This is a genomic window from Buttiauxella cochleicola (genome assembly GCF_021282405.1).
GTDB classification, from domain to species: domain Bacteria; phylum Pseudomonadota; class Gammaproteobacteria; order Enterobacterales; family Enterobacteriaceae; genus Buttiauxella; species Buttiauxella massiliensis.
The window spans coordinates 1-21196 of sequence record NZ_JAJSOU010000002.1; the positions used below are offsets into that span (position 1 = coordinate 1).

Below are 21196 nucleotides of genomic sequence, written 5' to 3' on the forward strand. Positions count from 1 at the left end.
CTAAATGAATTACTGCTTGGTCACTCTTCAAGACTTGATATTTTTTTGATACCCGAAGGTATCTGAGATATCAATCCTGCGAGTGCCCACACAGATTGTCTGATAAATTGTTAAAGAGCAGTGAGTTACGCGCTTTCGCTTGCTAACTCGAGGTGGCGTATATTACGCTTTCCTCTTTCAGAGTCAACCCTTAATTTCAGGATATTTGACTCTCATCGCCGCGTTACTCTGTGATGTTGTTCACATGTTCCGTGTCGATGGAGGCGCATTATAGGGATCTCTTTTTATAGCACAACCCTTTTTTCGATCTTTTCTTCCGACTGATTAGTTTTCGCCCTTTTCGCTGCGATCATGTCCAATTCGCCTTATTTTTGATGCTTTACCTCCTTGCCATCGGTTAAGAAAGCAGCCACAGTCTATCTACGAAGAGAACTTTCAGAGGTATTTATGTCTGCAGTATTACGTCCTTTTCAAAAAACCTATCCTGAAGTTGGCCAAAGAGTGATGCTTGATAGTTCAAGTGTTGTGATTGGTGACGTGCGTCTTGCTGATGATGTGAGCATTTGGCCACTAGTTGCTATCCGTGGCGACGTTAACTATGTGGCTATTGGTGCTCGTAGCAATATTCAGGATGGGAGTGTGTTGCATGTAACGCATAAATCTTCCTATAACCCGGAAGGCAATCCACTTATTGTCGGTGAAGATGTGACTGTGGGACATAAGGTCATGCTGCACGGCTGCACGATCGGTAACCGCGTGCTCGTAGGAATGGGATCGATTTTGCTGGATGGTGTAGTAATAGAAGACGATGTAATGATCGGTGCAGGAAGTTTGGTGCCGCAAAATAAACGTCTTGAGAGCGGCTTCCTTTATCTGGGTAGCCCAGTAAAGCAGATCCGCCCTCTTACGGCTGGAGAACTGGAAGGCTTAAAATACTCAGCCAATAACTACGTTCGCTGGAAAGATGAGTATCTTGATCAGGAAAGCCAAACGCAGCTTTGATTGTCATGTTCACCAGTTGCAATTAACTCCTCTGCTTCGTCTTCCAAATCCCAACGATTAAGACGAAAGAGCTCGAGCCATGATTCTTTATTATCGCCACCATAACGGCTGGCGATAGTTTCCCCGGTAATACCGCACATCATCTGAAAGCCATTTACTAATGCAGGAAAGCAGACCGCCAGAAGTTGATCGTCCCATTGCTCGCGATCGGGAAACTGGATCGACTGGTTCACTTCGACATTTCCTGCTTTAGCTTCTCTATTACTGGCGCGATTTCTGGTAACACACCGTGCCACAAGAAAAAGGCATGTGCAGCCTGACCCACCAGCATTCCTAAACCATCGGCATAATGTTGAACACCATGTTGTTTGCACCAATGCAAGAACGGTGTATCGCCCTTTTGATAGAACATGTCATAGCAATGAACATTATGCGAAAGCAACGAAGTTGGAATGACAGGAATATCACCAGCAATGCCGCTAGAGGTGGCATTAATAATAAGATCGAACTCATGCCCCTCCAGCTCAGACTGCTCTAACGCCTGAATACTGCCAGTGTGGCTAAATAGTTGTGCGAGCTCCATGGCTCGAGAAAATGTCCGGTTGGTTATCGTTACAGAGCAATCAAGCGAGAGCAAAGGTAGTAAAACGCCCCGTGCCGCGCCACCAGCCCCCAACAGTAAAATTCGCCGACCCGGTTTGATCAGCGATAAACGCTCCAGATCGGTTAAAAGACCAATCCCATCGGTGTTATCGCCGAGCAGGCGCCCATCGTCCAGGCGCTTAAGCGTGTTCACCGCACCGGCTAATGCAGCACGCTCGGTCAGTTCATCAGCACGGGCAAATGCTTGCTCTTTAAAAGGAACAGTAATATTGACGCCTTTACCGCCCGCCTGGAAAAAATGCTCAAGAGTTTCAATAAAAGCATCAACAGGTGCCAACACACGGCCATATGGATGCTCTATTTTTAACTGCTCAGCAAACATCTGATGAATTTGCGGTGATTTGCTGTGCTGAATTGGGTTACCAAAAACGGCAAAGGTGTTCATTAATTACCCCTGGCGGAAAAGTTCGCCGGTCAAAGCGTCACGAATTTCAGACGGATTCAGCCTGCCTCCGGTATCGCCACGCAGTACCGGGAAGCCATCACCAAATTGAGCCAGGACTTCATCAGCCGTACGACAAGGTGGTAAACCAGATAAATTGGCACTGGTAGAAACCAAAGGTTTGCCAAAAACCAGGCATAAATCACGAACCAATGGATGATCAGTGACCCTCACGGCTAAGGAATCAAATCGACCCGTTAGCCAGCGCGGTGTTGAAGGAAGAGCTGGGAAAACAAAGGTCACAGGCCCTGGCCAACGAGAGAATACGGTTTCTCGCTGCATTTGCGAAAGCACGGAGCTATCTATATATGGAACAAGTTGCTCGAAACTCGCAGCTATCAGGATAAGGCCTTTGTCTACGGGGCGATGTTTTAACTCTAGTAAACGCGTAACTGCCAGCTCACTGTCAGGATCACAACCGACGCCAAACACTGCTTCGGTTGGATAAGCGATCACTTGTTGTTGTTTTAAGGCGGCAACGATCTCTTGGAGTTGCTCTGTTTGCAGGTTTGTCTTCACAAGCTTTATTCCGCCGTTACCGGCTTTCCACATTGTTTGCTGGCACAGAATTGTTTCAATCCCTGCGCCGTTTTCTTTTCGATGAGTAACGGATAGTGACACGCAGGGCATTCGCCTGCCACTGGTTTGCTATTAATGACGAATTGACAGGTCGGATAGCTATCACATGACCAAAAGGTTTTACCAAACCGAGAGCGTCTTTGGACTAATTTACCTTTCTGGCATTGAGGGCAATTGATTGCAGTTTCATCGGGTTTGTCGATAACTTCGGTATGATCACAAGTTGGGTAATTGCTGCAACCAATGAACATGCCGAAACGCCCCTGGCGTAATACCAGGTTTTCCTGGCATACAGGACAGTGTTGACCTTCAAGTACTTTAACCACATGGCCATCAGCCAGGCTTTTTAGCGGGCGAACATAATCACATTCCGGGTAATGGGAACAGCCAAGAAAAGGGCCGTGTTTACCAGAACGAATGACTAACCCTGCCCCACATTGGGGACAGGGTTCATTTTTAGGCACAGTGAACAGTGCTGATTTGGTCATAACATCTCATGCCGCGGCTTTAATTTAATGCAGCATACCTTCATTTACTTCGAAGAGTAATTCTTCCATTTGCTGATATGCATTTTCGCACCCCGGAATGTTGAACAGTACCATTAGCACCACCCACTTTAAGTCTTCCAGTTCGAACTCAGCGGTGTCTAATGCTAATACTCGTTCAATGACCATTTCACGGGTTTCGAGGTTCAGCACCTGAATCTGTTCAAGGAACAGTAAAAACCCCCGACAAGTTGCATCAAGTCGCTGGCATTCATCTGCGGTATACATACGCATTGAAAGTGGGTCAGCGGCCAGTTGCATGGGTTCAGTCAGACCTTCCTGATAGTCCGCCAGTTTTTCAAGCCATACAAGAGCGTTATAAATGTCTTCATGATCAAAACCGGCGTCGGCGAGATCACGCGTCAATTTATCTTGATCAACTCGCATTTCCACTTCGTTGTGGATGTAGGTTTCAAATAAGTACATTAGTACGTCGAACATGGCATGCCCTCCTCAATCGGACATAGCCGCCGGGTACAGCTGCGATCCATCCTGCTAACTCCAGTTCGAGTAGCTGGGCTACCGTCTCTGGCACAGGTTGGCCGGCACGTTCAGCGACGACGTCAACAGGTGTAACCTCATCTCCTACGTTAGCCAACAGCTCAGGAAATGGCAATGTGCGATCCCCTTCATTGTGTGAATATATTAATGCTTTGTGAGGTGAAGGAAGCCATTGCAGTTCGTTTTCCAGGTGCTCGAGTATGTCCGAAGGATGGCTTACCAGTGTAGCGCCTTGCTTAATCAACCAGTGTGGCCCTTCACTGCCGGGGCTACCCACTGCGCCTGGTAACGCAAACAGTTCCCTGCCTTGCTCGAGTGCATAACGGGCCGTGACCAGCGACCCACTGCGCTCACTGGCTTCGACAACAAATACCGCACGACTCAGCCCACTGATGATGCGATTTCTGCGCGGAAAATTGCCCGGATAGGGAGAGGTCGTTAGGGGAAATTCAGAGATGATCGCCCCTCCTTCCGCAATTATCTGTTCGGCCAATTGCTTATGGCGCCTGGGGTAAATTCCAGCCAGCCCATTCCCCAATACCGCGATGGTTTTCCCGTGAATGTTGATTGCCGCGCGGTGTGCCACAGCGTCGATACCCAGAGCCAAACCACTGGTTATCGTTAACCCGGCAGTAGCTAATGGTTCGCAAAACATCCGGCACCAACGCTCACCATATTGGGAAATATTCCGATTACCGACCACGGCGAGTTGGTTACTGGAAAGAAGCCGAATATCCCCCCTGACAAATAAGGCTGCAGGGTAGCAATCTATTGCACGCAACTGAGCGGGATAATGCTCACAGTCGGCCGTGAGAAGATGATGATCAGGTACTTCAAGCCAGTCCAATGACTCTTCCAGTTCTTTGTCACTAAATTCCAGAAAATGAGAAATCTGCTGGGTAGATAAGCCTGCACTCGTCAGAGAAACAACCGAACACTCAGGCTCCTTCAACAAGAAATGGGCAATTTTTAATAGCTTATCGCCACTCAGGCTTTGAACCGCCATCAGGCGTAGCCAAATCTCCATTGGTGACATAATTCCCTCCTGCCATAAGCTATAAAAGCAATCCTTGCGATTGGTCACTGATGCTGTCAATCAGGCCGGGAAATGTCTAGAATAGAGGTAATAATCTTTCTATCAATTGAACACAGCTCTGGATATTTATGTCAGTTTTGCAGGTATTACATTTTCCGGACGAGCGCCTTCGCACTGTGGCGGCTCCGGTCAAAGAGGTGAATGCTGAAATTCAGCGGATTGTCGATGATATGTTCGAGACAATGTACGCAGAGGAAGGTATTGGCCTTGCAGCAACACAGGTGGATATCCATCAACGTATCATTGTGATTGATGTTTCTGAAAACCGCGACGAGCGCCTGGTTTTGATTAACCCTGAGTTGCTGGAAAAAAGCGGCGATACTGGTATCGAAGAGGGTTGCCTGTCCATACCAGAACAACGTGCTCTTGTTCCTCGAGCGGAAAGAGTCAAAATTCGCGCTCTGGACCGTGAAGGTAAGCCATACGAACTGGAAGCTGATGGCCTGCTTGCCATTTGTATTCAACACGAGATGGATCACCTGGTTGGCAAACTCTTCGTTGATTACCTTTCACCGTTGAAGCGTCAGCGTATTCGTCAGAAACTGGAAAAAATGGCTCGTCTGAATAAGAGTGCCTAATCCATCACACAAGGGAATAATGTGTCTGATTCACTGCGTATTATTTTCGCTGGCACTCCTGACTTTGCAGCGCGTCATCTTGACGCGCTGTTGTCTTCTCAGCACCAGGTAGTTGGCGTATTCACACAACCCGATCGTCCTGCTGGGCGTGGCAAAAAGTTGATGCCAAGCCCAGTTAAAGTACTGGCGACTGAAAGGGATATCCCTGTATTTCAACCAGCCTCTTTGCGCCCTGCTGAAAATCAGGAACTGGTTTCCAGCTTGAACGCTGATGTCATGGTGGTTGTAGCTTACGGTCTGATTCTGCCAAAAGCGGTTCTGGATATGCCACGCCTGGGCTGTATTAATGTTCATGGTTCGCTGCTGCCACGCTGGCGTGGTGCTGCACCTATCCAGCGTTCGTTATGGGCTGGTGATGCCGAAACAGGCGTGACCATTATGCAGATGGACGTGGGTCTGGATACTGGCGATATGCTGGTGAAACTCTCCTGCCCAATTGAAGCCACTGATACCAGCGCAACGCTCTACGATAAGCTGGCAAACCTTGGCCCTGTGGGGTTATTAGAAACGTTAAATCAGTTGGCTACAGGCCATGCAAAACCTGAAGTTCAAAATGAAGAACTGGTGACGTACGCTGAAAAACTCAGCAAGGAAGAGGCACGTATCGACTGGTCGCTTTCTGCCTCACAACTTGAGCGGTGCATCCGCGCTTTTAATCCGTGGCCAATGAGTTGGCTGGAAATTGACGGGCAGCCCGTTAAAGTCTGGCAGGCATCAGTGATTAACCAACCGATTAAAGCAGCACCCGGAACCATTGTTGAAACCAACAAACAGGGTATTCAGGTGGCAACTGGTGAAGGGATTTTAAATCTGGAATCACTTCAACCTGCTGGAAAGAAAGCGATGACTGCACAGGACCTCCTGAACTCTCGCAGTGAATGGTTTAAGCCAGGTGCACTTCTCGCCTGAGAAAAGAAATTCTTTGCGCCCAGGTCAATCACCTGGGCATTTTTGTTTTTAAGCGCCGAAAAACCAGAGCGTACGTATGAAAAAAACATTAAATCTTCGCAGTATGGCCGCACAGACGATTGAACAAGTTGTGGAACAAGGTCAATCGCTCAGTAATGTCCTGCCTGCTATGCAACAAAAAGTCTCTGATAAAGATAGAGCATTGCTTCAGGAGCTTTGCTTTGGCGTATTACGCACTCTGCCTCAGTTGGAATGGTTGATTGGTAAATTGATGTCTCGCCCGATGACGGGCAAGCAACGCACCATCCACTATTTGATTATGGTAGGTTTTTATCAGCTCCTTTATACCCGCATTCCTGCTCATGCTGCTCTGGCAGAAACAGTTGAAGGGGCAGCTGCTATCAAGAAGCAATCACTTAAAGGTTTGATTAACGGCGTATTACGCCAGTTCCAGCGCCAACAAGAAGAGCTGATGGCAGAAGCGGCTAAACATGAAAGCCGTTTCTTACACCCGAGCTGGTTACTGCAACGTTTGAAAAAAGCCTATCCGGGCCAATGGCAATCTATTGTCGATGCCAATAATCAGCGCCCTCCTATGTGGCTGCGTGTTAATCGCCAACACCATACTCGTGAAGAATGGATGGCGTTATTAGCAGAAAAGGGGCTGGAAGGTCATGCTCATCCACAATATCGCGATGCAGTGCGCCTTGAAACTCCTGCTCCTGTTCACGCATTACCGGGGTTTGAAGAAGGTTGGGTGACAGTTCAGGATGCCTCAGCACAAGGTTGTGTTGATCTACTGGATCCGCAAGATGGCGATGCGATCCTCGATTTGTGTGCAGCACCTGGTGGCAAAACCACTCATATACTTGAAGCTGCACCTAAAGCACGCGTGATGGCTGTCGACATTGATGAACAGCGCCTGAAGCGTGTGCACGAAAACTTGCAACGTCTGGGTATGAGTGCAGAGGTTAAATCAGGAGACGGGCGTTTCCCTGAACAGTGGTGTGGTAATCAACAATTTGATCGCATTCTTCTTGATGCACCGTGTTCAGCTACAGGTGTTATTCGCCGCCACCCGGATATCAAATGGTTGCGTCGCGACAGAGACATCGCTGAATTAGCTGCACTGCAAAAAGAGATTCTGGAAGCTATTTGGCCAAAACTGAAATCGGGTGGCACATTGGTTTACGCCACATGTTCTATCCTGCCAGAAGAAAACTATCAGCAAGTCGCGGCATTCCTGGCGCAGCATCCAGAAGCAAAACTGGTGGAAACAGGTACACCAGAAATGCCAGGGATCCAGAATCTCCCTTCTCCGGAAGATGGTGATGGCTTCTTTTACGCTAAGCTAATTAAAAGCTGATTCAGGTTTGCTGAGTCTTAGGTTTCATCTCATGAAGCTATAAAACAATGAAAATAATAATTCTCGGTGCGGGCCAGGTCGGCGGCACACTGGCAGAAAACCTGGTAGGTGAGAACAACGATATAACTGTTGTTGATACCAATCAGGATCGCCTACGCAGCTTGCAAGATAAGTTCGATTTACGCGTTGTGCAGGGGCACGGCTCGCATCCGCGCGTTTTGCGTGAAGCAGGCGCCGATGATGCCGATATGTTGGTCGCAGTAACCAGTTCTGATGAAACGAACATGATTGCCTGCCAGGTAGCATATTCGCTTTTTAATACGCCAAACCGAATCGCGCGAATTCGTGCACCTGATTACGTTCGTGATGCCGAGCGTTTATTCAACGCCGAAGCCGTGCCAATTGATCACCTTATCGCGCCTGAACAGCTAGTCATCGACAATATTTATCGCCTGATTGAATATCCAGGTGCACTTCAGGTGGTGAATTTTGCTGAAGGGAAAGTAAGCCTTGCCGTTGTGAAAGCTTATTACGGTGGGCCACTCGTCGGAAATGCACTTTCGACTATGCGCGAACATATGCCGCATATCGAAACGCGCGTTGCGGCGATTTTCCGTCATGACCGTCCTATTCGCCCGCAAGGTTCGACTATCGTTGAAGCCGGAGATGAAGTCTTCTTCATTGCCGCCTCTCAGCATATCCGCGCCGTAATGAGTGAATTGCAACGACTCGAAAAACCTTATAAGCGCATTATGCTTGTTGGTGGCGGTAATATTGGGGCAGGTCTGGCACAGCGTCTTGAAAAAGATTACAGCGTTAAGCTCATTGAACGTGATCCGCAACGTGCTGCCGAACTTGCCGAAATGCTGCAAAACACCATCGTATTCTATGGTGATGCTTCCGATCAGGAACTGTTGGCCGAGGAGCATATTGAACAAGTTGATTTGTTTATCGCCGTCACCAATGACGATGAAGCAAATATTATGTCCGCTATGTTGGCTAAACGTATGGGTGCCAAGAAAGTCATGGTGCTTATCCAACGTAAAGCCTACGTCGATTTGGTGCAGGGCAGCGTAATTGATATTGCAATTTCACCACAGCAAGCCACCATTTCGGCATTATTGGGCCATGTGCGTAAAGCCGATATCGTAGGGGTATCATCTTTACGTCGTGGAGTGGCTGAAGCCATCGAAGCGGTTGCCCATGGCGATGAAAGTACTTCACGCGTAGTAGGTCGTTCTATTGATGAAATAAAGCTTCCGCCAGGTACGATAATTGGTGCTGTCGTCAGGGGAAACGATGTCATGATCGCTAATGACAATTTACGTATAGAACAGGGCGACCATGTAATTATGTTCCTGACAGATAAGAAATTTGTGAGCGATGTGGAACGTCTATTCCAGCCAAGTCCTTTCTTCCTATAACCTCTAGCGGGTAGATAAAAAATCTACCCGTCATTCTCTTAACCCAATAAACCCTCTGAATATTAAGGTATTAGCAGGGAATTCTTATTTCCTGATGTAATGGCAATCGGGTCATCATTTGTTAGACTTATTAACGTCAGCCGGTACAAGGAGAGAAAAATGAGCATGTTAAAAGAATTCCGTGAATTTGCTATGCGCGGAAATGTTGTGGATTTGGCAGTAGGTGTAATTATTGGGGCCGCATTCGGGAAAATTGTTTCATCATTAGTTGCGGATATTATTATGCCACCACTTGGGTTGTTAATTGGTGGCGTGGATTTTAAACAGTTCGCTTTAACATTAAGACCTGCAGCGGGTGATATTCCTGCCGTTGTGATGCATTACGGCGTATTTATTCAGAATATCTTTGATTTCGTAATTGTTGCCTTCGCGATTTTCCTTGCGATCAAAGCGATAAACAAACTGAATCGTAAGAAAGTCGAAGAACCTGCAGCACCACCGGCACCAACTAAAGAAGAAGTATTACTCAGCGAAATTCGCGACCTGCTGAAACAGCAGAACGAACGAATCTGAATGCGCTAGTGAAAAAAGGAAGGCCAGTGGTAAAAAAGCGATTTGCTTGTTTGCCACTGGCCTCCCAGTTACCTCGTTTGCCATGTTTTGTATTACGTTGGTAACTCCCTTTCCCTTTCTTATTCTGCTCAACTCTTTGACGAAATAGTGGGTCATGTAGCAATGCCTCAATGGCATTATCTTTGATGATCCCTCTCTTATGCTGATACTTGCTCATACAAACTCCAAATTGATTAAAATAACGGCGCGATTTTATGCCTTTATCTGAAAAATACAATTTAATCTTTTCGCTGGCTAGCTCCCTGCTCCAACGCTTCAAGGATTGAACAATATGCGCTGCTGTGGGCAGTGCCACAACATGCATCATTTAATCTCTGTAACGAGCGCTGCATATGCTGAAGCTCTTTAATTTTGGACTCCACCTCTGTCAATCTCGATTGCACAATGCTCTTCGATTCCTGGCAGGTGTGATGCTCGGGATCGATTCGGATCGACAGTAGTTCACGGATAGTTTCCAGCGTGAAACCTAACTGTTTTGCATAACGGATAAACTTCAGGCGCTGCAAATCACTTTCACTATAAAGCCGAAAGCCTCCTTCAGTTCTGACTTCATGATCCATCATTTGCTGCTTTTCATAATAGCGGATGGTATCGGGCGTCACATCTGCCAGTCTGGCCAACTCTCCAATACGAAACATGATCATTCCTCATCAATTTTATGAAGCAATCTATCAGCATACTCTCCATGTAGGAAATCAGTACTCATTCCTGCATTCTGAAGTTTGAGCTCAAGTAATAGCAATTTCTTTCTGATACCTGTGTATTCAGGATGGCTATGACCTATCGATTTGAGTAAATCATTAAGCTCAATAGCATCCTTACGATGTTGAAGCTCGGGAGGTAAGCAACCAGAATTTATCAACAGACGCCAAGCCGCTCGTAATTCGAGTGGGATATGTGAATCATCATCAAGTTCGAGAGGCTTCCCTGACCCAGGTAGTGAATCAAACTCACCATTGCGTTGTGCATCAAGAATATGACGTTCTGCCCATTGATCAAGTAACCACATAATCAACTCTGCAATAACTGGAGATGTAATAAAGATATGCTGGAAAAGCACGGGAGGACGAATTTCAGATATAAAAAAACCGGGCAAGCCCGGTTTTTTCACGTTACTACAGATTACTCTGCAGCAGCTTCTGTTTGAGACTCGGCGCGATCAACCAGCTCGATGTAAGCCATCGGAGCATTGTCACCTGCACGGAAGCCACACTTAAGAATGCGAGTGTAACCACCAGTACGGGCTGCAAAACGCGGACCCAATTCATTAAACAGTTTTGCCACGATCTCGTTATCACGAGTGCGGGCGAATGCCAGACGACGATTAGCAACGCTATCAGTCTTGGCAAGAGTAATCAGCGGCTCAACTACGCGACGCAGCTCTTTCGCTTTAGGCAGAGTCGTCTTGATGATCTCATGACGAACCAGTGAACCTGCCATATTGCGGAACATAGCCTGGCGATGGCTGCTGTTGCGGTTCAGTTGACGACCACTCTTACGATGGCGCATGACCTTATCCTTCTCAGTAAAACCTTAACCTGTGATCCGGTTACTCGTCAGCGATGCTTGCCGGTGGCCAGTTTTCCAGGCGCATGCCCAGAGACAAACCACGGGAAGCCAGCACGTCTTTAATCTCGGTAAGAGATTTTTTACCCAAGTTAGGCGTTTTGAGCAGCTCAACTTCGGTACGCTGTACCAGATCACCGATATAGTGGATAGCTTCTGCCTTAAGGCAGTTAGCAGAGCGGACAGTCAATTCCAGATCGTCAACAGGGCGCAGCAGGATCGGATCGAACTCTGGTTTCTCTTCTTTAACTTCTGGTTGACGAACATCACGTAAGTCAACGAAAGCTTCAAGTTGTTCAGCCAGAATGGTTGCCGCACGACGAATCGCCTCTTCAGGATCGATTGTACCGTTGGTTTCCATTTCGATGACCAGCTTATCCAAGTCAGTACGCTGTTCTACACGCGCAGCTTCAACATTGTAGGCAATTCGCTCTACAGGGCTGTAGCAGGCGTCGACCAGCAGACGACCAATTGGGCGCTCATCTTCTTCCGAATGAATTCGGGCAGAGGCCGGCACATAACCGCGACCGCGCTGAACTTTGATACGCATACTAATAGATGCGTTCTCATCAGTCAGGTGGCAGATCACATGTTGCGGCTTGACGATTTCGACATCACCATCATGGGTGATATCGGCTGCAGTCACAGGGCCAATGCCAGACTTATTCAGAGTAAGAATAACATCATCTTTACCTTGAACTCTCACCGCCAGCCCTTTCAGGTTGAGCAGGATTTCCAGGATATCCTCCTGAACGCCTTCTTTGGTGCTGTACTCGTGTAGTACACCATCAATCTCAACCTCTGTCACCGCGCAACCCGGCATCGATGAGAGCAGAATACGGCGCAGTGCATTACCAAGAGTATGGCCAAAGCCACGCTCTAAAGGCTCAAGGGTCACCTTGGCGTGCGTCGAACTCACTTGCTCGATATCTACCAGGCGCGGTTTTAGAAACTCTGTCACAGAACCCTGCATTGTGTCCTCTCTTTGGTACTAAGCTTTACTTGGAGTAAAGCTCGACGATCAGGTGTTCGTTAATGTCCGCAGACAGATCAGTACGCTCAGGCTTACGCTTGAACACACCTTCCATCTTAGCAGCATCAACTTCCAGCCAGGTTGGCTTTTCACGCTGTTCAGCCAGCTCCAGAGCGGCCTTCACGCGAGATTGCTTTTTGGCTTTCTCACGGATGCTAACTACGTCATTCGGAGTTACCTGATAAGAAGCGATGTTAACAACGCGACCATTTACCATAACTGCTTTGTGGCTAACTAACTGACGTGATTCTGCACGAGTAGCGCCAAAGCCCATACGGTAAACAACGTTGTCCAGACGACCTTCAAGCAGAGCCAACAGGTTTTCACCGGTGTTGCCTTTCAGACGTGCTGCTTCTTTATAGTAGTTACGGAACTGACGCTCCAGAACACCGAACATGCGGCGAACTTTTTGCTTTTCACGCAACTGCACACCATAGTCAGACAGACGCGGTTTACGCGCACCGTGCTGGCCAGGAGCTTGTTCAATTTTACACTTGGTATCGATCGCGCGAACACCAGACTTCAGGAACAGGTCTGTGCCCTCGCGACGGCTCAGCTTGAGCTTAGGACCCAAATATCTTGCCATTTTCTTTCTCCAACATTCCTAAAAACGAGCGTTATACGCGACGTTTTTTCGGCGGACGACAACCGTTGTGAGGGATCGGAGTCACATCAGTAATATTAGTGATGCGGAAACCAGCGGCGTTCAGAGCACGAATAGTAGATTCGCGGCCTGGACCCGGTCCCTTAACCATAACTTCAAGGTTCTTGATACCGTATTCTTTCACAGCTTCTGCGCAACGCTCTGCTGCAACCTGAGCTGCGAACGGAGTGGACTTGCGAGAGCCACGGAAACCGGAACCACCGGCAGTTGCCCAACCCAATGCATTACCCTGACGATCAGTGATAGTAACGATTGTGTTGTTGAAAGAAGCATGGACATGAGCCACGCCGTCAGAGACTTGTTTTCTTACACGCTTACGTGCACGAACTGGTGCCTTTGCCATTATTCAATCACCCCGATTATTTCTTGATCGGTTTGCGCGGACCCTTACGGGTACGTGCGTTGGTCTTCGTACGCTGACCGCGTACTGGCAGACCACGACGATGACGCAAACCGCGATAGCAACCAAGGTCCATCAGACGCTTGATGCTCATACTCACTTCACGGCGCAGATCACCTTCAACGACAAATTTGGCAACTTCGTCACGCAGCGTGTCGATTTGTTCTTCAGACAGCTCTCTGATCTTAACATCTTCAGCGATACCCGCCGCAGCACAAATGGCCTTTGAACGAGTCTTGCCTACACCGTAGATCGAAGTTAAAGCGATCACGGTATGTTTTTGATCAGGAATGTTAATGCCTGCTATACGGGCCACTATGCACTCCTACTATTTAGATTATGCGTCCCATACCGAAAAGCCCGTTTTCAGGATACTCAAATGGAAACGCATAGACATACAAAAGATTGGCTGGCTAATCTAGCCAGCTCAACCCAACTTTGCAAGAAAAATATACGAGATAATCAGCCTTGACGCTGTTTATGCTTCGGTTCGGCGCTGCAAATCACGCGAATAACACCGTCACGCTTAACGATTTTGCAGTTACGACATAATTTCTTGACGGAAGCACGAACTTTCATTTTTACTCTCCGTAACTTCTCAAGCGACTATTAACGGCCGTAGCCTTTCAGATTCGCTTTCTTCAATGCAGACTCGTACTGACTAGACATCATCAGAGTTTGCACTTGAGCCATAAAGTCCATGATAACCACGACAACAATGAGCAGCGAGGTTCCACCGAAGTAGAAAGGCACTTTCATTGCATCACGCATGAACTCCGGGATTAGGCAGATAAAGGTAATGTACAACGCACCAACCAAGGTCAGGCGGGTCATCACTTTATCAATATACTTCGCCGTTTGTTCTCCCGGACGAATTCCTGGTACAAATGCACCGGACTTCTTCAGGTTATCTGCTGTTTCACGTGGGTTGAAAACCAACGCTGTGTAGAAGAAACAGAAGAAGATGATTGCAGACGCATAGAGTAACACATAAAGCGGTTGCCCAGGCTGCAAATACAGCGAAATTGTAGTCAGCCAGTTCCAACCGGTACCGCCCCCAAACCACGATGCAATCGTTGCTGGGAACAGAATAATACTGGAAGCAAAAATTGCTGGAATAACACCAGCCATATTCACTTTCAGCGGTAAATGCGTGCTCTGCGCAGCATAGACACGACGACCCTGTTGACGTTTTGCGTAGTTTACCACAATGCGGCGTTGACCACGTTCAACAAAAACAACGAAGAAGGTCACTGCGAATACTAGTACTGCAACCAACAGCAACAGAAGGAAGTGCAGGTCGCCTTGCCTTGCTTGTTCGATAGTATGGCCAACGGCCGGCGGCAAACCCGCAACAATACCAGCGAAGATTATGATTGAAATACCGTTGCCGATACCACGCTCAGTAATCTGTTCACCAAGCCACATAAGGAACATAGTCCCCGTGACAAGGCTCACAACAGCTGTGAAGTAGAATGCAAAGCCTGGGTTTAACACCAAGCCTTGCATACCAGGCATATTCGGTAAACCGGTAGCAATACCGATTGACTGGAATATTGCCAGCACCAGAGTGCCATAACGGGTGTACTGGCTGATCTTACGACGACCAGACTCCCCTTCTTTCTTCAACTCTGCTAACGCTGGATGAACCACCGTTAACAGCTGGATAATAATCGATGCCGAAATATACGGCATGATACCCAATGCAAAGATAGAAGCACGGCTGAGAGCACCACCAGAGAACATGTTAAACATTTCAATGATAGTGCCTCGCTGTTGCTCAAGCAGTTTGGCAAGTACAGCGGCATCAATACCAGGGATCGGAATAAAAGAGCCAATACGGAACACAATCAGCGCACCGATAACAAACATCAGTCTGCGTTTCAGCTCGCCAAACCCGCCTTTAGCACTTTGAAAATCTAATCCCGGTTGCTTTGCCATCTGCTACTTATTCCTCGATTTTACCGCCAGCAGCTTCGATAGCAGCACGAGCGCCTTTAGTGACACGCAGGCCGCGAACAGTTACCGGACGAGAAACCTCGCCAGACAGAATCACTTTCGCGAACTCGATCTGGATACCGATAATGTTTGCTGCTTTCAGCGTGTTCAGGTCAACTACGTCGCCTTCAACTTTCGCCAGATCGGAGAGACGAATCTCACCAGTGATCATTGCTTTGCGAGAGGTGAAACCGAATTTCGGCAGACGACGGTACAACGGCATCTGGCCACCTTCGAACCCACGACGTACGCCACCGCCAGAACGAGAGTTCTGACCTTTGTGACCACGACCGCCGGTTTTGCCGAGACCAGAACCGATACCACGACCCAGACGCTTTGAAGCGTGCTTAGACCCTTCGGCCGGAGACAGAGTATTTAAACGCATCTCTTACTCCTCAACTTTAACCATGTAGGAAACCGCGTTGACCATACCACGTACAGCAGGAGTATCCTCGCGCTCTACGGTGTGGCCAATACGACGCAGACCCAGGCCAAGCAGCGTTGCCTTGTGTTTCGGCAAACGACCGATCGCACTGCGGGTTTGTGTAATTTTAATAGTCTTTGCCATGGTCAATTACCCCAGAATTTCTTCAACGGATTTACCACGCTTGGCAGCGACCATTTCCGGAGACTTCATATTCGCCAGGCCATCAATAGTTGCACGAACCACGTTAATCGGGTTGGTGGAACCATATGCTTTAGCCAAAACGTTATGAACTCCAGCGACTTCCAGAACGGCGCGCATTGCACCACCGGCAATAATACCGGTACCCTGGGAAGCCGGCTGCATGAACACACGAGATCCTGTGTGCACACCTTTAACAGGGTGCTGCAGGGTGCCGTGGTTCAGCGCGACGTTAATCATGTTGCGACGGGCTTTTTCCATCGCTTTCTGGATAGCTGCTGGAACTTCACGCGCTTTTCCGTAACCAAAACCAATGCGACCGTTACCATCGCCAACCACTGTCAGTGCAGTGAAGGAGAAAATACGACCACCTTTAACGGTTTTAGATACGCGATTTACCGCGATCAGCTTTTCCTGCAGTTCGCCAGCTTGTTTTTCGATGTGAGCCATCTTACACCTCTACCTTAGAACTGAAGGCCAGCATCACGGGCAGCATCTGCCAGTGCCTGGACACGACCATGATATTGGAAACCAGCACGGTCAAAGGATACTTTCGTAATACCTTTTTCCAGTGCGCGCTCTGCAACAGCTTTACCCACAGCTGTAGCGGCGTCTTTATTTCCAGTGTACTTCAGTTGCTCAGCGATAGCTTTCTCTACAGTAGATGCAGCTACCAGGACTTCTGAACCGTTTGGTGCGATAACCTGTGCATAAATATGACGAGGCGTGCGGTGAATCACCAGACGAGTCGCACCCAGTTCTTTGAGCTTGTGACGTGCGCGGGTCGCACGACGGATACGAGCAGATTTCTTATCCATAGTGTTACCTTACTTCTTCTTAGCCTCTTTGGTACGCACGACTTCGTCGGCGTAACGAACACCCTTGCCTTTATAAGGCTCAGGACGACGGTAGGCGCGCAGATCAGCAGCCACTTGTCCAATCATCTGCTTATCAGCGCCTTTCAGCACGATTTCAGTTTGAGTTGGACATTCAGCAGTGATTCCCGCTGGCAGAGCATGTTCAACAGGATGAGAGAAGCCCAGGGCCAAACTCACCGCATTGCCTTTAACTGCTGCACGATAACCTACACCAACCAGCTGCAGCTTCTTAGTGAAGCCTTCGGTAACACCGATAACCATTGCATTTAACAGCGCACGAGTGGTACCCGCTTGGGCCCACGCGTTAGCAAAACCTTCGCGCGGAGCGAAAGTCAGTGCATTATCAGCGTGTTTAACTTCAACAGCATCGTTGATTGTACGAGTCAGCTCGCCGTTCTTACCTTTGATCGAAATAACCTGACCGTTGAGTTTTACCTCTACGCCAGCAGGAATAACGACCGGTGCTTTAGCAACACGAGACATTTTATTCCTCCAATTAGGCTACGTAGCAGATAATTTCGCCACCAAGACCAGCTTGGCGCGCTGCACGATCAGTCATAACACCTTTAGAGGTAGAAACGACAGCAATACCCATACCGGCCATAACTTTAGGCAGCTCATCTTTTTTCTTATAGATGCGCAGACCTGGGCGGCTGACTCGCTGAATGCTCTCTACCACAGCCTTGCCCTGGAAATACTTAAGAGTCAGTTCCAGTTCAGGCTTGATGTCGCCTTCGATTTTAAAATCTTCAATATAGCCTTCTTCTTTCAGCACGTTGGCAATTGCCAATTTCAGCTTGGAGGAAGGCATGGTGACCGCAACTTTATTCGCGGCTTGACCGTTACGGATACGGGTCAGCATATCCGCAATTGGATCTTGCATGCTCATCTGTCTTTACTCCCGTGATTCAATTGGATATTACCAGCTAGCCTTCTTCAAGCCAGGTACTTCACCGCGCATAGCGGCTTCACGAAGCTTGATACGGCTCAACCCGAATTTGCCCACATAACCATGCGGACGACCAGTTTGGCGGCAGCGGTTACGCTGACGGGACGGGCTGGAATCACGCGGCAGAGACTGCAGCTTAAGAACAGCATCCCAACGTTCTTCGTCGGATGAGTTCACACCAGAGATGATAGCTTTCAATTCCTCGCGTTTAGCGCGGTATTTGTCGGCCAGTTTCACGCGAACGACTTCGCGTGCTTTCATCGATTGCTTAGCCATTAGTAACCCTACCTTACTTACGGAATGGGAAGTTAAAGGCTGCCAGCAGAGCACGGCCTTCATCATCAGATTTCGCAGTAGTGGTAATGGTAATATCCAAACCACGAACGCGATCGACTTTGTCATAGTCGATTTCTGGGAAGATGATCTGCTCACGGACACCCATGCTGTAGTTACCACGGCCATCGAATGACTTAGCGGACAAGCCACGGAAGTCACGGATACGTGGTACAGCAATGGTGATCAGGCGCTCAAGAAACTCCCACATGCGTTCGCCACGCAGAGTTACTTTACAGCCGATCGGATAGCCCTGACGGATTTTGAAGCCTGCAACTGATTTGCGTGCTTTGGTGATCAACGGTTTTTGACCGGAGATTGCTGTCAAGTCAGCTGCTGCATTATCCAGCAGTTTCTTGTCAGCGATCGCTTCACCCACACCCATGTTCAGGGTGATCTTCTCGACCCGAGGGACTTGCATGACAGAATTGTAGTTAAACTCAGTCATGAGTTTTGTAACTACTTCGTCTTTGTAGTAATCATGCAGTTTCGCCATCGTACTACTCCAAATTACTTGATAGTTTCGCTGTTAGATTTGAAGAAACGGACTTTTTTGCCCTCTTCGAATCTAAAGCCTACACGGTCAGCCTTGCCGGTTGCCGCATTGAAGAGTGCAACGTTAGAAACTTGAATAGCAGCTTCTTTTTCAACGATGCCACCTGGTTGGTTCAGGGCCGGAACCGGCTTCTGATGTTTCTTAACCAGGTTGATACCTTCAACAATTAGCTTGCCGGAAGACAAGACATTCTTAACTTTACCGCGCTTACCTTTATCTTTACCGGTTAACACGATAACTTCGTCATCACGACGGATTTTAGCTGCCATGATTCGCTCCTTAGAGTACTTCTGGTGCCAGAGAGATAATTTTCATGAACTTTTCATTACGCAGTTCACGAGTTACCGGCCCAAAAATACGCGTGCCGATTGGTTGCTCGCTGTTATTGTTTAAAATAACGCATGCATTACCATCGAAGCGAATGACAGAACCGTCCGGGCGACGAACACCCTTCCTGGTGCGCACCACTACCGCTTTCAGGACATCGCCTTTCTTCACCTTACCACGAGGAATTGCTTCCTTGATGGTAATTTTGATGATGTCGCCGACGCCTGCGTAGCGACGGTGCGAGCCACCCAGAACCTTGATACACATTACGCGACGCGCGCCGGAGTTGTCGGCTACGGTCAGCATAGTCTGTTCTTGGATCATTTCAGTGCTCCGCTAATGTCAACTACTACTTCGGGACCCATAATTAGGTCGTTAAAAAGCCCCATAAACGAGGGCGCGGCATTATAACACCGGTTCCTGAATATGGGTAGAAAAAATAAACGGCTCATTTACTGAGCCGTTTATTCGTTAGACAAAGCTCACTGTATTACAGAACAGCTTTATCTACAACGCGAACAAGCGTCCAAGACTTAGTCTTAGACAGTGGGCGGCATTCGCGGATTTCAACCACGTCACCGATACCACATTCATTGTTCTCGTCATGTACGTGCAGTTTGGTCGTACGTTTGATGAATTTACCGTAAATCGGGTGTTTCACCACACGTTCGATAGCAACAACAATGGATTTCTCCATTTTGTCACTAACAACGCGACCTTGCAGAGTACGGATTTTATCGGTCATTACGCACCCGCCTTCTGAGTCAATAAAGTCTTAACACGTGCAACATCACGACGCACTTGCTTCAGCAGGTGAGTCTGTTGCAGCTGGCCACTTGCTGCTTGCATACGCAGATTGAACTGCTCACGCAGCAAATTCAGCAGCTCGGTGTTCAGCTCTTCAACACTCTTTTCACGCAGCTCTTTTGCTTTCATTACATCACCGTCTTAGTTACAAAGGTGGTTTTAATCGGCAGTTTCGCTGCTGCCAGCTTGAATGCTTCACGGGCCAGCTCTTCTGGTACGCCGTCCATTTCATACAGGACTTTGCCAGGCTGGATCAAGGCAACCCAATACTCTACGTTGCCTTTACCTTTACCCATACGCACTTCAAGCGGCTTTTCGGTGATCGGTTTGTCCGGGAATACACGGATCCAGATCTTACCCTGACGCTTAACTGCACGGGTCATTGCACGACGTGCTGCTTCGATCTGACGTGCAGTCAGACGACCACGGCCAACAGCTTTCAGACCGAAAGTGCCGAAGCTAACATCCGTACCAGCAGCCAGACCACGGTTGCGGCCTTTGTGCACTTTACGGAATTTTGTACGCTTTGGTTGTAACACAGCGACTCTCCTTACTTACGGCCTTTACGCTGCTGCTTTTTAGGTTGAGCAGCCGGTTTTTCCGGTTGTTCAACAGCAGCCATCCCACCCAGGATCTCACCTTTGAAGATCCACACTTTAACGCCAATTACACCATAAGTGGTGTGCGCTTCAGAGGTGTTGTAGTCAATGTCAGCACGCAGAGTGTGCAACGGCACGCGACCTTCACGATACCATTCGGTACGTGCGATCTCGGCGCCGCCCAGACGGCCGCTAACTTCAACTTTGATACCTTTAGCGCCCAGACGCATGGCATTCTGTACAGCACGCTTCATAGCACGACGGAACATAACACGACGTTCCAGCTGTGAAGTGATGCTATCAGCAACCAATTTTGCGTCCAGTTCAGGCTTACGAACTTCGGCGATATTGATCTGTGCAGGAACGCCAGCGATATCCGCTACGACCTTGCGCAGTTTTTCTACGTCTTCGCCTTTCTTACCGATTACGATGCCAGGGCGAGCAGTGTGAATAGTCACACGGATGCTCTTAGCTGGACGCTCGATAACGATACGAGATACAGACGCCTTCGCCAGTTCCTTAGTCAGGTACTGACGAACTTTAAAATCGCTGTCCAGGTTGTCAGCGAATTCTTTGGTGTTCGCAAACCAAGTAGAGTTCCAAGGTTTTACAATACCCAGGCGAATACCATTAGGATGTACTTTCTGACCCATTGCTAGTCTC

36 protein-coding genes are annotated in these 21196 nt (G+C 48.3%); 6 read left to right on the forward strand and 30 right to left on the reverse strand.

Annotation, left to right across the window (positions count from 1 at the left end; translation table 11 throughout):
• Nucleotides 1-447: 447 nt before the first annotated feature.
• Nucleotides 448-1002, forward strand: coding sequence for a gamma carbonic anhydrase family protein (locus LVQ79_RS02175; RefSeq protein WP_232863760.1), 555 nt, complete (start codon nt 448-450; stop codon nt 1000-1002).
• Here LVQ79_RS02175 and LVQ79_RS02180 read toward each other — a convergent pair.
• Genes LVQ79_RS02180 through dprA form a run of 6 tightly spaced genes read right to left on the reverse strand, consistent with a single transcriptional unit; the run spans nt 978 to nt 4768 of the window.
• A complete protein-coding gene (locus LVQ79_RS02180) occupies nt 978-1235 on the reverse strand; it encodes a DUF1488 family protein (RefSeq protein WP_232863761.1) in 258 nt (85 codons plus the stop codon). The genes LVQ79_RS02175 and LVQ79_RS02180 overlap by 25 nt on opposite strands.
• On the reverse strand, nt 1232-2050 hold the full coding sequence (aroE, locus tag LVQ79_RS02185; RefSeq protein ID WP_232863762.1) for a shikimate dehydrogenase: 819 nt from the start codon (nt 2048-2050) through the stop codon (nt 1232-1234). The genes LVQ79_RS02180 and aroE overlap by 4 nt, the downstream gene beginning before the upstream one ends.
• Before the next feature lie 3 nt (nt 2051-2053).
• Entirely contained in the window at nt 2054-2626 is a 573-nt protein-coding gene (gene tsaC, locus LVQ79_RS02190; RefSeq protein ID WP_232863763.1) for an L-threonylcarbamoyladenylate synthase type 1 TsaC, read from the reverse strand.
• Nucleotides 2627-2631: 5 nt separating this feature from the next.
• A complete protein-coding gene (locus LVQ79_RS02195) occupies nt 2632-3174 on the reverse strand; it encodes a DNA topoisomerase family protein (RefSeq protein WP_034461750.1) in 543 nt (180 codons plus the stop codon).
• Nucleotides 3175-3198: 24 nt separating this feature from the next.
• Nucleotides 3199-3672 (reverse strand): DUF494 family protein Smg, encoded by a 474-nt coding sequence (gene smg, locus LVQ79_RS02200; protein ID WP_064542994.1) that lies wholly within the window; start codon nt 3670-3672, stop codon nt 3199-3201.
• The gene (gene dprA / locus LVQ79_RS02205; RefSeq protein WP_232863764.1) at nt 3644-4768 is read right to left on the reverse strand and encodes a DNA-protecting protein DprA; all 1125 of its coding nucleotides are present in this window, start codon (nt 4766-4768) and stop codon (nt 3644-3646) included. Before dprA ends, smg begins: the two co-directional genes overlap by 29 nt.
• A 128-nt stretch (nt 4769-4896) precedes the next feature.
• Here dprA and def point away from each other — a divergent pair, with 128 nt between their 5' ends.
• From def to mscL, 5 genes are all read left to right on the forward strand, one after another.
• On the forward strand, nt 4897-5406 hold the full coding sequence (gene def, locus LVQ79_RS02210; protein WP_064514237.1) for a peptide deformylase: 510 nt from the start codon (nt 4897-4899) through the stop codon (nt 5404-5406).
• Nucleotides 5407-5427: 21 nt separating this feature from the next.
• On the forward strand, nt 5428-6375 hold the full coding sequence (fmt, locus tag LVQ79_RS02215) for a methionyl-tRNA formyltransferase (RefSeq protein WP_232863765.1): 948 nt from the start codon (nt 5428-5430) through the stop codon (nt 6373-6375).
• 76 nt (nt 6376-6451) lie between these two features.
• A complete protein-coding gene (rsmB, locus tag LVQ79_RS02220) occupies nt 6452-7741 on the forward strand; it encodes a 16S rRNA (cytosine(967)-C(5))-methyltransferase RsmB (protein WP_232863766.1) in 1290 nt (429 codons plus the stop codon).
• Nucleotides 7742-7788: 47 nt separating this feature from the next.
• Complete coding sequence (gene trkA / locus LVQ79_RS02225) at nt 7789-9165, forward strand: Trk system potassium transporter TrkA (RefSeq protein ID WP_034461757.1); 1377 nt, start codon at nt 7789-7791, stop codon at nt 9163-9165.
• 159 nt (nt 9166-9324) lie between these two features.
• Nucleotides 9325-9738 (forward strand): large-conductance mechanosensitive channel protein MscL, encoded by a 414-nt coding sequence (mscL, locus tag LVQ79_RS02230; RefSeq protein ID WP_034461758.1) that lies wholly within the window; start codon nt 9325-9327, stop codon nt 9736-9738.
• On the opposite strand, the gene LVQ79_RS02235 is transcribed toward mscL, so the two are convergent.
• The 24 genes from LVQ79_RS02235 to rpsC all read right to left on the reverse strand — a co-directional run bounded on the left by LVQ79_RS02235 (nt 9692) and on the right by rpsC (nt 21186).
• Nucleotides 9692-9955: an alternative ribosome-rescue factor A gene (locus tag LVQ79_RS02235; protein ID WP_232863767.1), complete on the reverse strand. Its 264-nt coding sequence runs from the start codon at nt 9953-9955 to the stop codon at nt 9692-9694. The genes mscL and LVQ79_RS02235 overlap by 47 nt on opposite strands.
• Nucleotides 9956-10016: 61 nt before the next feature.
• Nucleotides 10017-10436, reverse strand: a complete 420-nt coding sequence (zntR, locus tag LVQ79_RS02240; RefSeq protein ID WP_232863768.1) for a Zn(2+)-responsive transcriptional regulator — start codon at nt 10434-10436, stop codon at nt 10017-10019.
• A gap of 2 nt (nt 10437-10438) precedes the next feature.
• Nucleotides 10439-10807, reverse strand: coding sequence for a DnaJ family domain-containing protein (locus LVQ79_RS02245; protein WP_232864018.1), 369 nt, complete (start codon nt 10805-10807; stop codon nt 10439-10441).
• 113 nt (nt 10808-10920) lie between these two features.
• Nucleotides 10921-11307, reverse strand: a complete 387-nt coding sequence (gene rplQ, locus LVQ79_RS02250) for a 50S ribosomal protein L17 (protein WP_034461760.1) — start codon at nt 11305-11307, stop codon at nt 10921-10923.
• Nucleotides 11308-11347: 40 nt separating this feature from the next.
• On the reverse strand, nt 11348-12337 hold the full coding sequence (locus tag LVQ79_RS02255) for a DNA-directed RNA polymerase subunit alpha (RefSeq protein WP_034461761.1): 990 nt from the start codon (nt 12335-12337) through the stop codon (nt 11348-11350).
• Nucleotides 12338-12362: 25 nt separating this feature from the next.
• Entirely contained in the window at nt 12363-12983 is a 621-nt protein-coding gene (gene rpsD, locus LVQ79_RS02260; RefSeq protein ID WP_034461762.1) for a 30S ribosomal protein S4, read from the reverse strand.
• A 31-nt stretch (nt 12984-13014) separates the two neighbouring features.
• Nucleotides 13015-13404, reverse strand: coding sequence for a 30S ribosomal protein S11 (rpsK, locus tag LVQ79_RS02265; protein ID WP_004138423.1), 390 nt, complete (start codon nt 13402-13404; stop codon nt 13015-13017).
• Between the two features lie 16 nt (nt 13405-13420).
• A complete protein-coding gene (rpsM, locus tag LVQ79_RS02270) occupies nt 13421-13777 on the reverse strand; it encodes a 30S ribosomal protein S13 (RefSeq protein ID WP_034461763.1) in 357 nt (118 codons plus the stop codon).
• A gap of 146 nt (nt 13778-13923) precedes the next feature.
• Nucleotides 13924-14040 (reverse strand): 50S ribosomal protein L36, encoded by a 117-nt coding sequence (gene rpmJ / locus LVQ79_RS02275; protein ID WP_000868187.1) that lies wholly within the window; start codon nt 14038-14040, stop codon nt 13924-13926.
• A 30-nt stretch (nt 14041-14070) separates the two neighbouring features.
• Nucleotides 14071-15402 (reverse strand): preprotein translocase subunit SecY, encoded by a 1332-nt coding sequence (secY, locus tag LVQ79_RS02280; RefSeq protein WP_034461764.1) that lies wholly within the window; start codon nt 15400-15402, stop codon nt 14071-14073.
• A gap of 7 nt (nt 15403-15409) precedes the next feature.
• A complete protein-coding gene (rplO, locus tag LVQ79_RS02285) occupies nt 15410-15844 on the reverse strand; it encodes a 50S ribosomal protein L15 (protein WP_034461765.1) in 435 nt (144 codons plus the stop codon).
• 3 nt (nt 15845-15847) lie between these two features.
• Complete coding sequence (gene rpmD, locus LVQ79_RS02290) at nt 15848-16027, reverse strand: 50S ribosomal protein L30 (RefSeq protein ID WP_004846568.1); 180 nt, start codon at nt 16025-16027, stop codon at nt 15848-15850.
• Between the two features lie 6 nt (nt 16028-16033).
• The gene (gene rpsE, locus LVQ79_RS02295; RefSeq protein WP_034461766.1) at nt 16034-16534 is read right to left on the reverse strand and encodes a 30S ribosomal protein S5; all 501 of its coding nucleotides are present in this window, start codon (nt 16532-16534) and stop codon (nt 16034-16036) included.
• 14 nt (nt 16535-16548) lie between these two features.
• Nucleotides 16549-16902: a 50S ribosomal protein L18 gene (rplR, locus tag LVQ79_RS02300; protein ID WP_034461768.1), complete on the reverse strand. Its 354-nt coding sequence runs from the start codon at nt 16900-16902 to the stop codon at nt 16549-16551.
• Between the two features lie 9 nt (nt 16903-16911).
• Nucleotides 16912-17445 (reverse strand): 50S ribosomal protein L6, encoded by a 534-nt coding sequence (gene rplF, locus LVQ79_RS02305; protein ID WP_034461769.1) that lies wholly within the window; start codon nt 17443-17445, stop codon nt 16912-16914.
• 13 nt (nt 17446-17458) lie between these two features.
• The gene (gene rpsH, locus LVQ79_RS02310; protein ID WP_034461770.1) at nt 17459-17851 is read right to left on the reverse strand and encodes a 30S ribosomal protein S8; all 393 of its coding nucleotides are present in this window, start codon (nt 17849-17851) and stop codon (nt 17459-17461) included.
• 30 nt (nt 17852-17881) lie between these two features.
• Nucleotides 17882-18187, reverse strand: a complete 306-nt coding sequence (gene rpsN / locus LVQ79_RS02315) for a 30S ribosomal protein S14 (protein WP_034461771.1) — start codon at nt 18185-18187, stop codon at nt 17882-17884.
• Nucleotides 18188-18200: 13 nt separating this feature from the next.
• Nucleotides 18201-18740: a 50S ribosomal protein L5 gene (gene rplE / locus LVQ79_RS02320; RefSeq protein WP_034461772.1), complete on the reverse strand. Its 540-nt coding sequence runs from the start codon at nt 18738-18740 to the stop codon at nt 18201-18203.
• A gap of 14 nt (nt 18741-18754) precedes the next feature.
• Nucleotides 18755-19069 carry a 50S ribosomal protein L24 gene (gene rplX / locus LVQ79_RS02325; RefSeq protein ID WP_034461774.1) on the reverse strand — a complete coding sequence of 105 codons (315 nt, stop codon included), beginning with the start codon at nt 19067-19069 and terminating at the stop codon, nt 18755-18757.
• Between the two features lie 10 nt (nt 19070-19079).
• Nucleotides 19080-19451: a 50S ribosomal protein L14 gene (gene rplN / locus LVQ79_RS02330; RefSeq protein ID WP_002438705.1), complete on the reverse strand. Its 372-nt coding sequence runs from the start codon at nt 19449-19451 to the stop codon at nt 19080-19082.
• A 166-nt stretch (nt 19452-19617) separates the two neighbouring features.
• Nucleotides 19618-19872 carry a 30S ribosomal protein S17 gene (rpsQ, locus tag LVQ79_RS02335; protein ID WP_034461775.1) on the reverse strand — a complete coding sequence of 85 codons (255 nt, stop codon included), beginning with the start codon at nt 19870-19872 and terminating at the stop codon, nt 19618-19620.
• Complete coding sequence (rpmC, locus tag LVQ79_RS02340) at nt 19872-20063, reverse strand: 50S ribosomal protein L29 (protein WP_008457158.1); 192 nt, start codon at nt 20061-20063, stop codon at nt 19872-19874. Before rpmC ends, rpsQ begins: the two co-directional genes overlap by 1 nt.
• On the reverse strand, nt 20063-20473 hold the full coding sequence (gene rplP, locus LVQ79_RS02345; protein WP_008927134.1) for a 50S ribosomal protein L16: 411 nt from the start codon (nt 20471-20473) through the stop codon (nt 20063-20065). Before rplP ends, rpmC begins: the two co-directional genes overlap by 1 nt.
• 11 nt (nt 20474-20484) lie before the next feature.
• Entirely contained in the window at nt 20485-21186 is a 702-nt protein-coding gene (rpsC, locus tag LVQ79_RS02350; protein WP_000529945.1) for a 30S ribosomal protein S3, read from the reverse strand.
• Nucleotides 21187-21196 lie beyond the last annotated feature (10 nt).

Coding starts and splice junctions, on each gene's coding strand:
- LVQ79_RS02175 (WP_232863760.1), top strand. CDS start 448: ATGTCTGCAGTATTACGTCCTTTTCAAAAAACCTATCCTGAAGTTGGC.
- aroE (WP_232863762.1), bottom strand. CDS start 2,050: ATGAACACCTTTGCCGTTTTTGGTAACCCAATTCAGCACAGCAAATCA.
- LVQ79_RS02195 (WP_034461750.1), bottom strand. CDS start 3,174: ATGACCAAATCAGCACTGTTCACTGTGCCTAAAAATGAACCCTGTCCC.
- smg (WP_064542994.1), bottom strand. CDS start 3,672: ATGTTCGACGTACTAATGTACTTATTTGAAACCTACATCCACAACGAA.
- dprA (WP_232863764.1), bottom strand. CDS start 4,768: ATGTCACCAATGGAGATTTGGCTACGCCTGATGGCGGTTCAAAGCCTG.
- def (WP_064514237.1), top strand. CDS start 4,897: ATGTCAGTTTTGCAGGTATTACATTTTCCGGACGAGCGCCTTCGCACT.
- rsmB (WP_232863766.1), top strand. CDS start 6,452: ATGAAAAAAACATTAAATCTTCGCAGTATGGCCGCACAGACGATTGAA.
- trkA (WP_034461757.1), top strand. CDS start 7,789: ATGAAAATAATAATTCTCGGTGCGGGCCAGGTCGGCGGCACACTGGCA.
- mscL (WP_034461758.1), top strand. CDS start 9,325: ATGAGCATGTTAAAAGAATTCCGTGAATTTGCTATGCGCGGAAATGTT.
- LVQ79_RS02235 (WP_232863767.1), bottom strand. CDS start 9,955: ATGAGCAAGTATCAGCATAAGAGAGGGATCATCAAAGATAATGCCATT.
- zntR (WP_232863768.1), bottom strand. CDS start 10,436: ATGTTTCGTATTGGAGAGTTGGCCAGACTGGCAGATGTGACGCCCGAT.
- LVQ79_RS02245 (WP_232864018.1), bottom strand. CDS start 10,807: ATGTGGTTACTTGATCAATGGGCAGAACGTCATATTCTTGATGCACAA.
- rplQ (WP_034461760.1), bottom strand. CDS start 11,307: ATGCGCCATCGTAAGAGTGGTCGTCAACTGAACCGCAACAGCAGCCAT.
- LVQ79_RS02255 (WP_034461761.1), bottom strand. CDS start 12,337: ATGCAGGGTTCTGTGACAGAGTTTCTAAAACCGCGCCTGGTAGATATC.
- rpsD (WP_034461762.1), bottom strand. CDS start 12,983: ATGGCAAGATATTTGGGTCCTAAGCTCAAGCTGAGCCGTCGCGAGGGC.
- rpsK (WP_004138423.1), bottom strand. CDS start 13,404: ATGGCAAAGGCACCAGTTCGTGCACGTAAGCGTGTAAGAAAACAAGTC.
- rpmJ (WP_000868187.1), bottom strand. CDS start 14,040: ATGAAAGTTCGTGCTTCCGTCAAGAAATTATGTCGTAACTGCAAAATC.
- secY (WP_034461764.1), bottom strand. CDS start 15,402: ATGGCAAAGCAACCGGGATTAGATTTTCAAAGTGCTAAAGGCGGGTTT.
- rplO (WP_034461765.1), bottom strand. CDS start 15,844: ATGCGTTTAAATACTCTGTCTCCGGCCGAAGGGTCTAAGCACGCTTCA.
- rpmD (WP_004846568.1), bottom strand. CDS start 16,027: ATGGCAAAGACTATTAAAATTACACAAACCCGCAGTGCGATCGGTCGT.
- rpsE (WP_034461766.1), bottom strand. CDS start 16,534: ATGGCTCACATCGAAAAACAAGCTGGCGAACTGCAGGAAAAGCTGATC.
- rplR (WP_034461768.1), bottom strand. CDS start 16,902: ATGGATAAGAAATCTGCTCGTATCCGTCGTGCGACCCGCGCACGTCAC.
- rplF (WP_034461769.1), bottom strand. CDS start 17,445: ATGTCTCGTGTTGCTAAAGCACCGGTCGTTATTCCTGCTGGCGTAGAG.
- rpsH (WP_034461770.1), bottom strand. CDS start 17,851: ATGAGCATGCAAGATCCAATTGCGGATATGCTGACCCGTATCCGTAAC.
- rpsN (WP_034461771.1), bottom strand. CDS start 18,187: ATGGCTAAGCAATCGATGAAAGCACGCGAAGTCGTTCGCGTGAAACTG.
- rplE (WP_034461772.1), bottom strand. CDS start 18,740: ATGGCGAAACTGCATGATTACTACAAAGACGAAGTAGTTACAAAACTC.
- rplX (WP_034461774.1), bottom strand. CDS start 19,069: ATGGCAGCTAAAATCCGTCGTGATGACGAAGTTATCGTGTTAACCGGT.
- rplN (WP_002438705.1), bottom strand. CDS start 19,451: ATGATCCAAGAACAGACTATGCTGACCGTAGCCGACAACTCCGGCGCG.
- rpsQ (WP_034461775.1), bottom strand. CDS start 19,872: ATGACCGATAAAATCCGTACTCTGCAAGGTCGCGTTGTTAGTGACAAA.
- rpmC (WP_008457158.1), bottom strand. CDS start 20,063: ATGAAAGCAAAAGAGCTGCGTGAAAAGAGTGTTGAAGAGCTGAACACC.
- rpsC (WP_000529945.1), bottom strand. CDS start 21,186: ATGGGTCAGAAAGTACATCCTAATGGTATTCGCCTGGGTATTGTAAAA.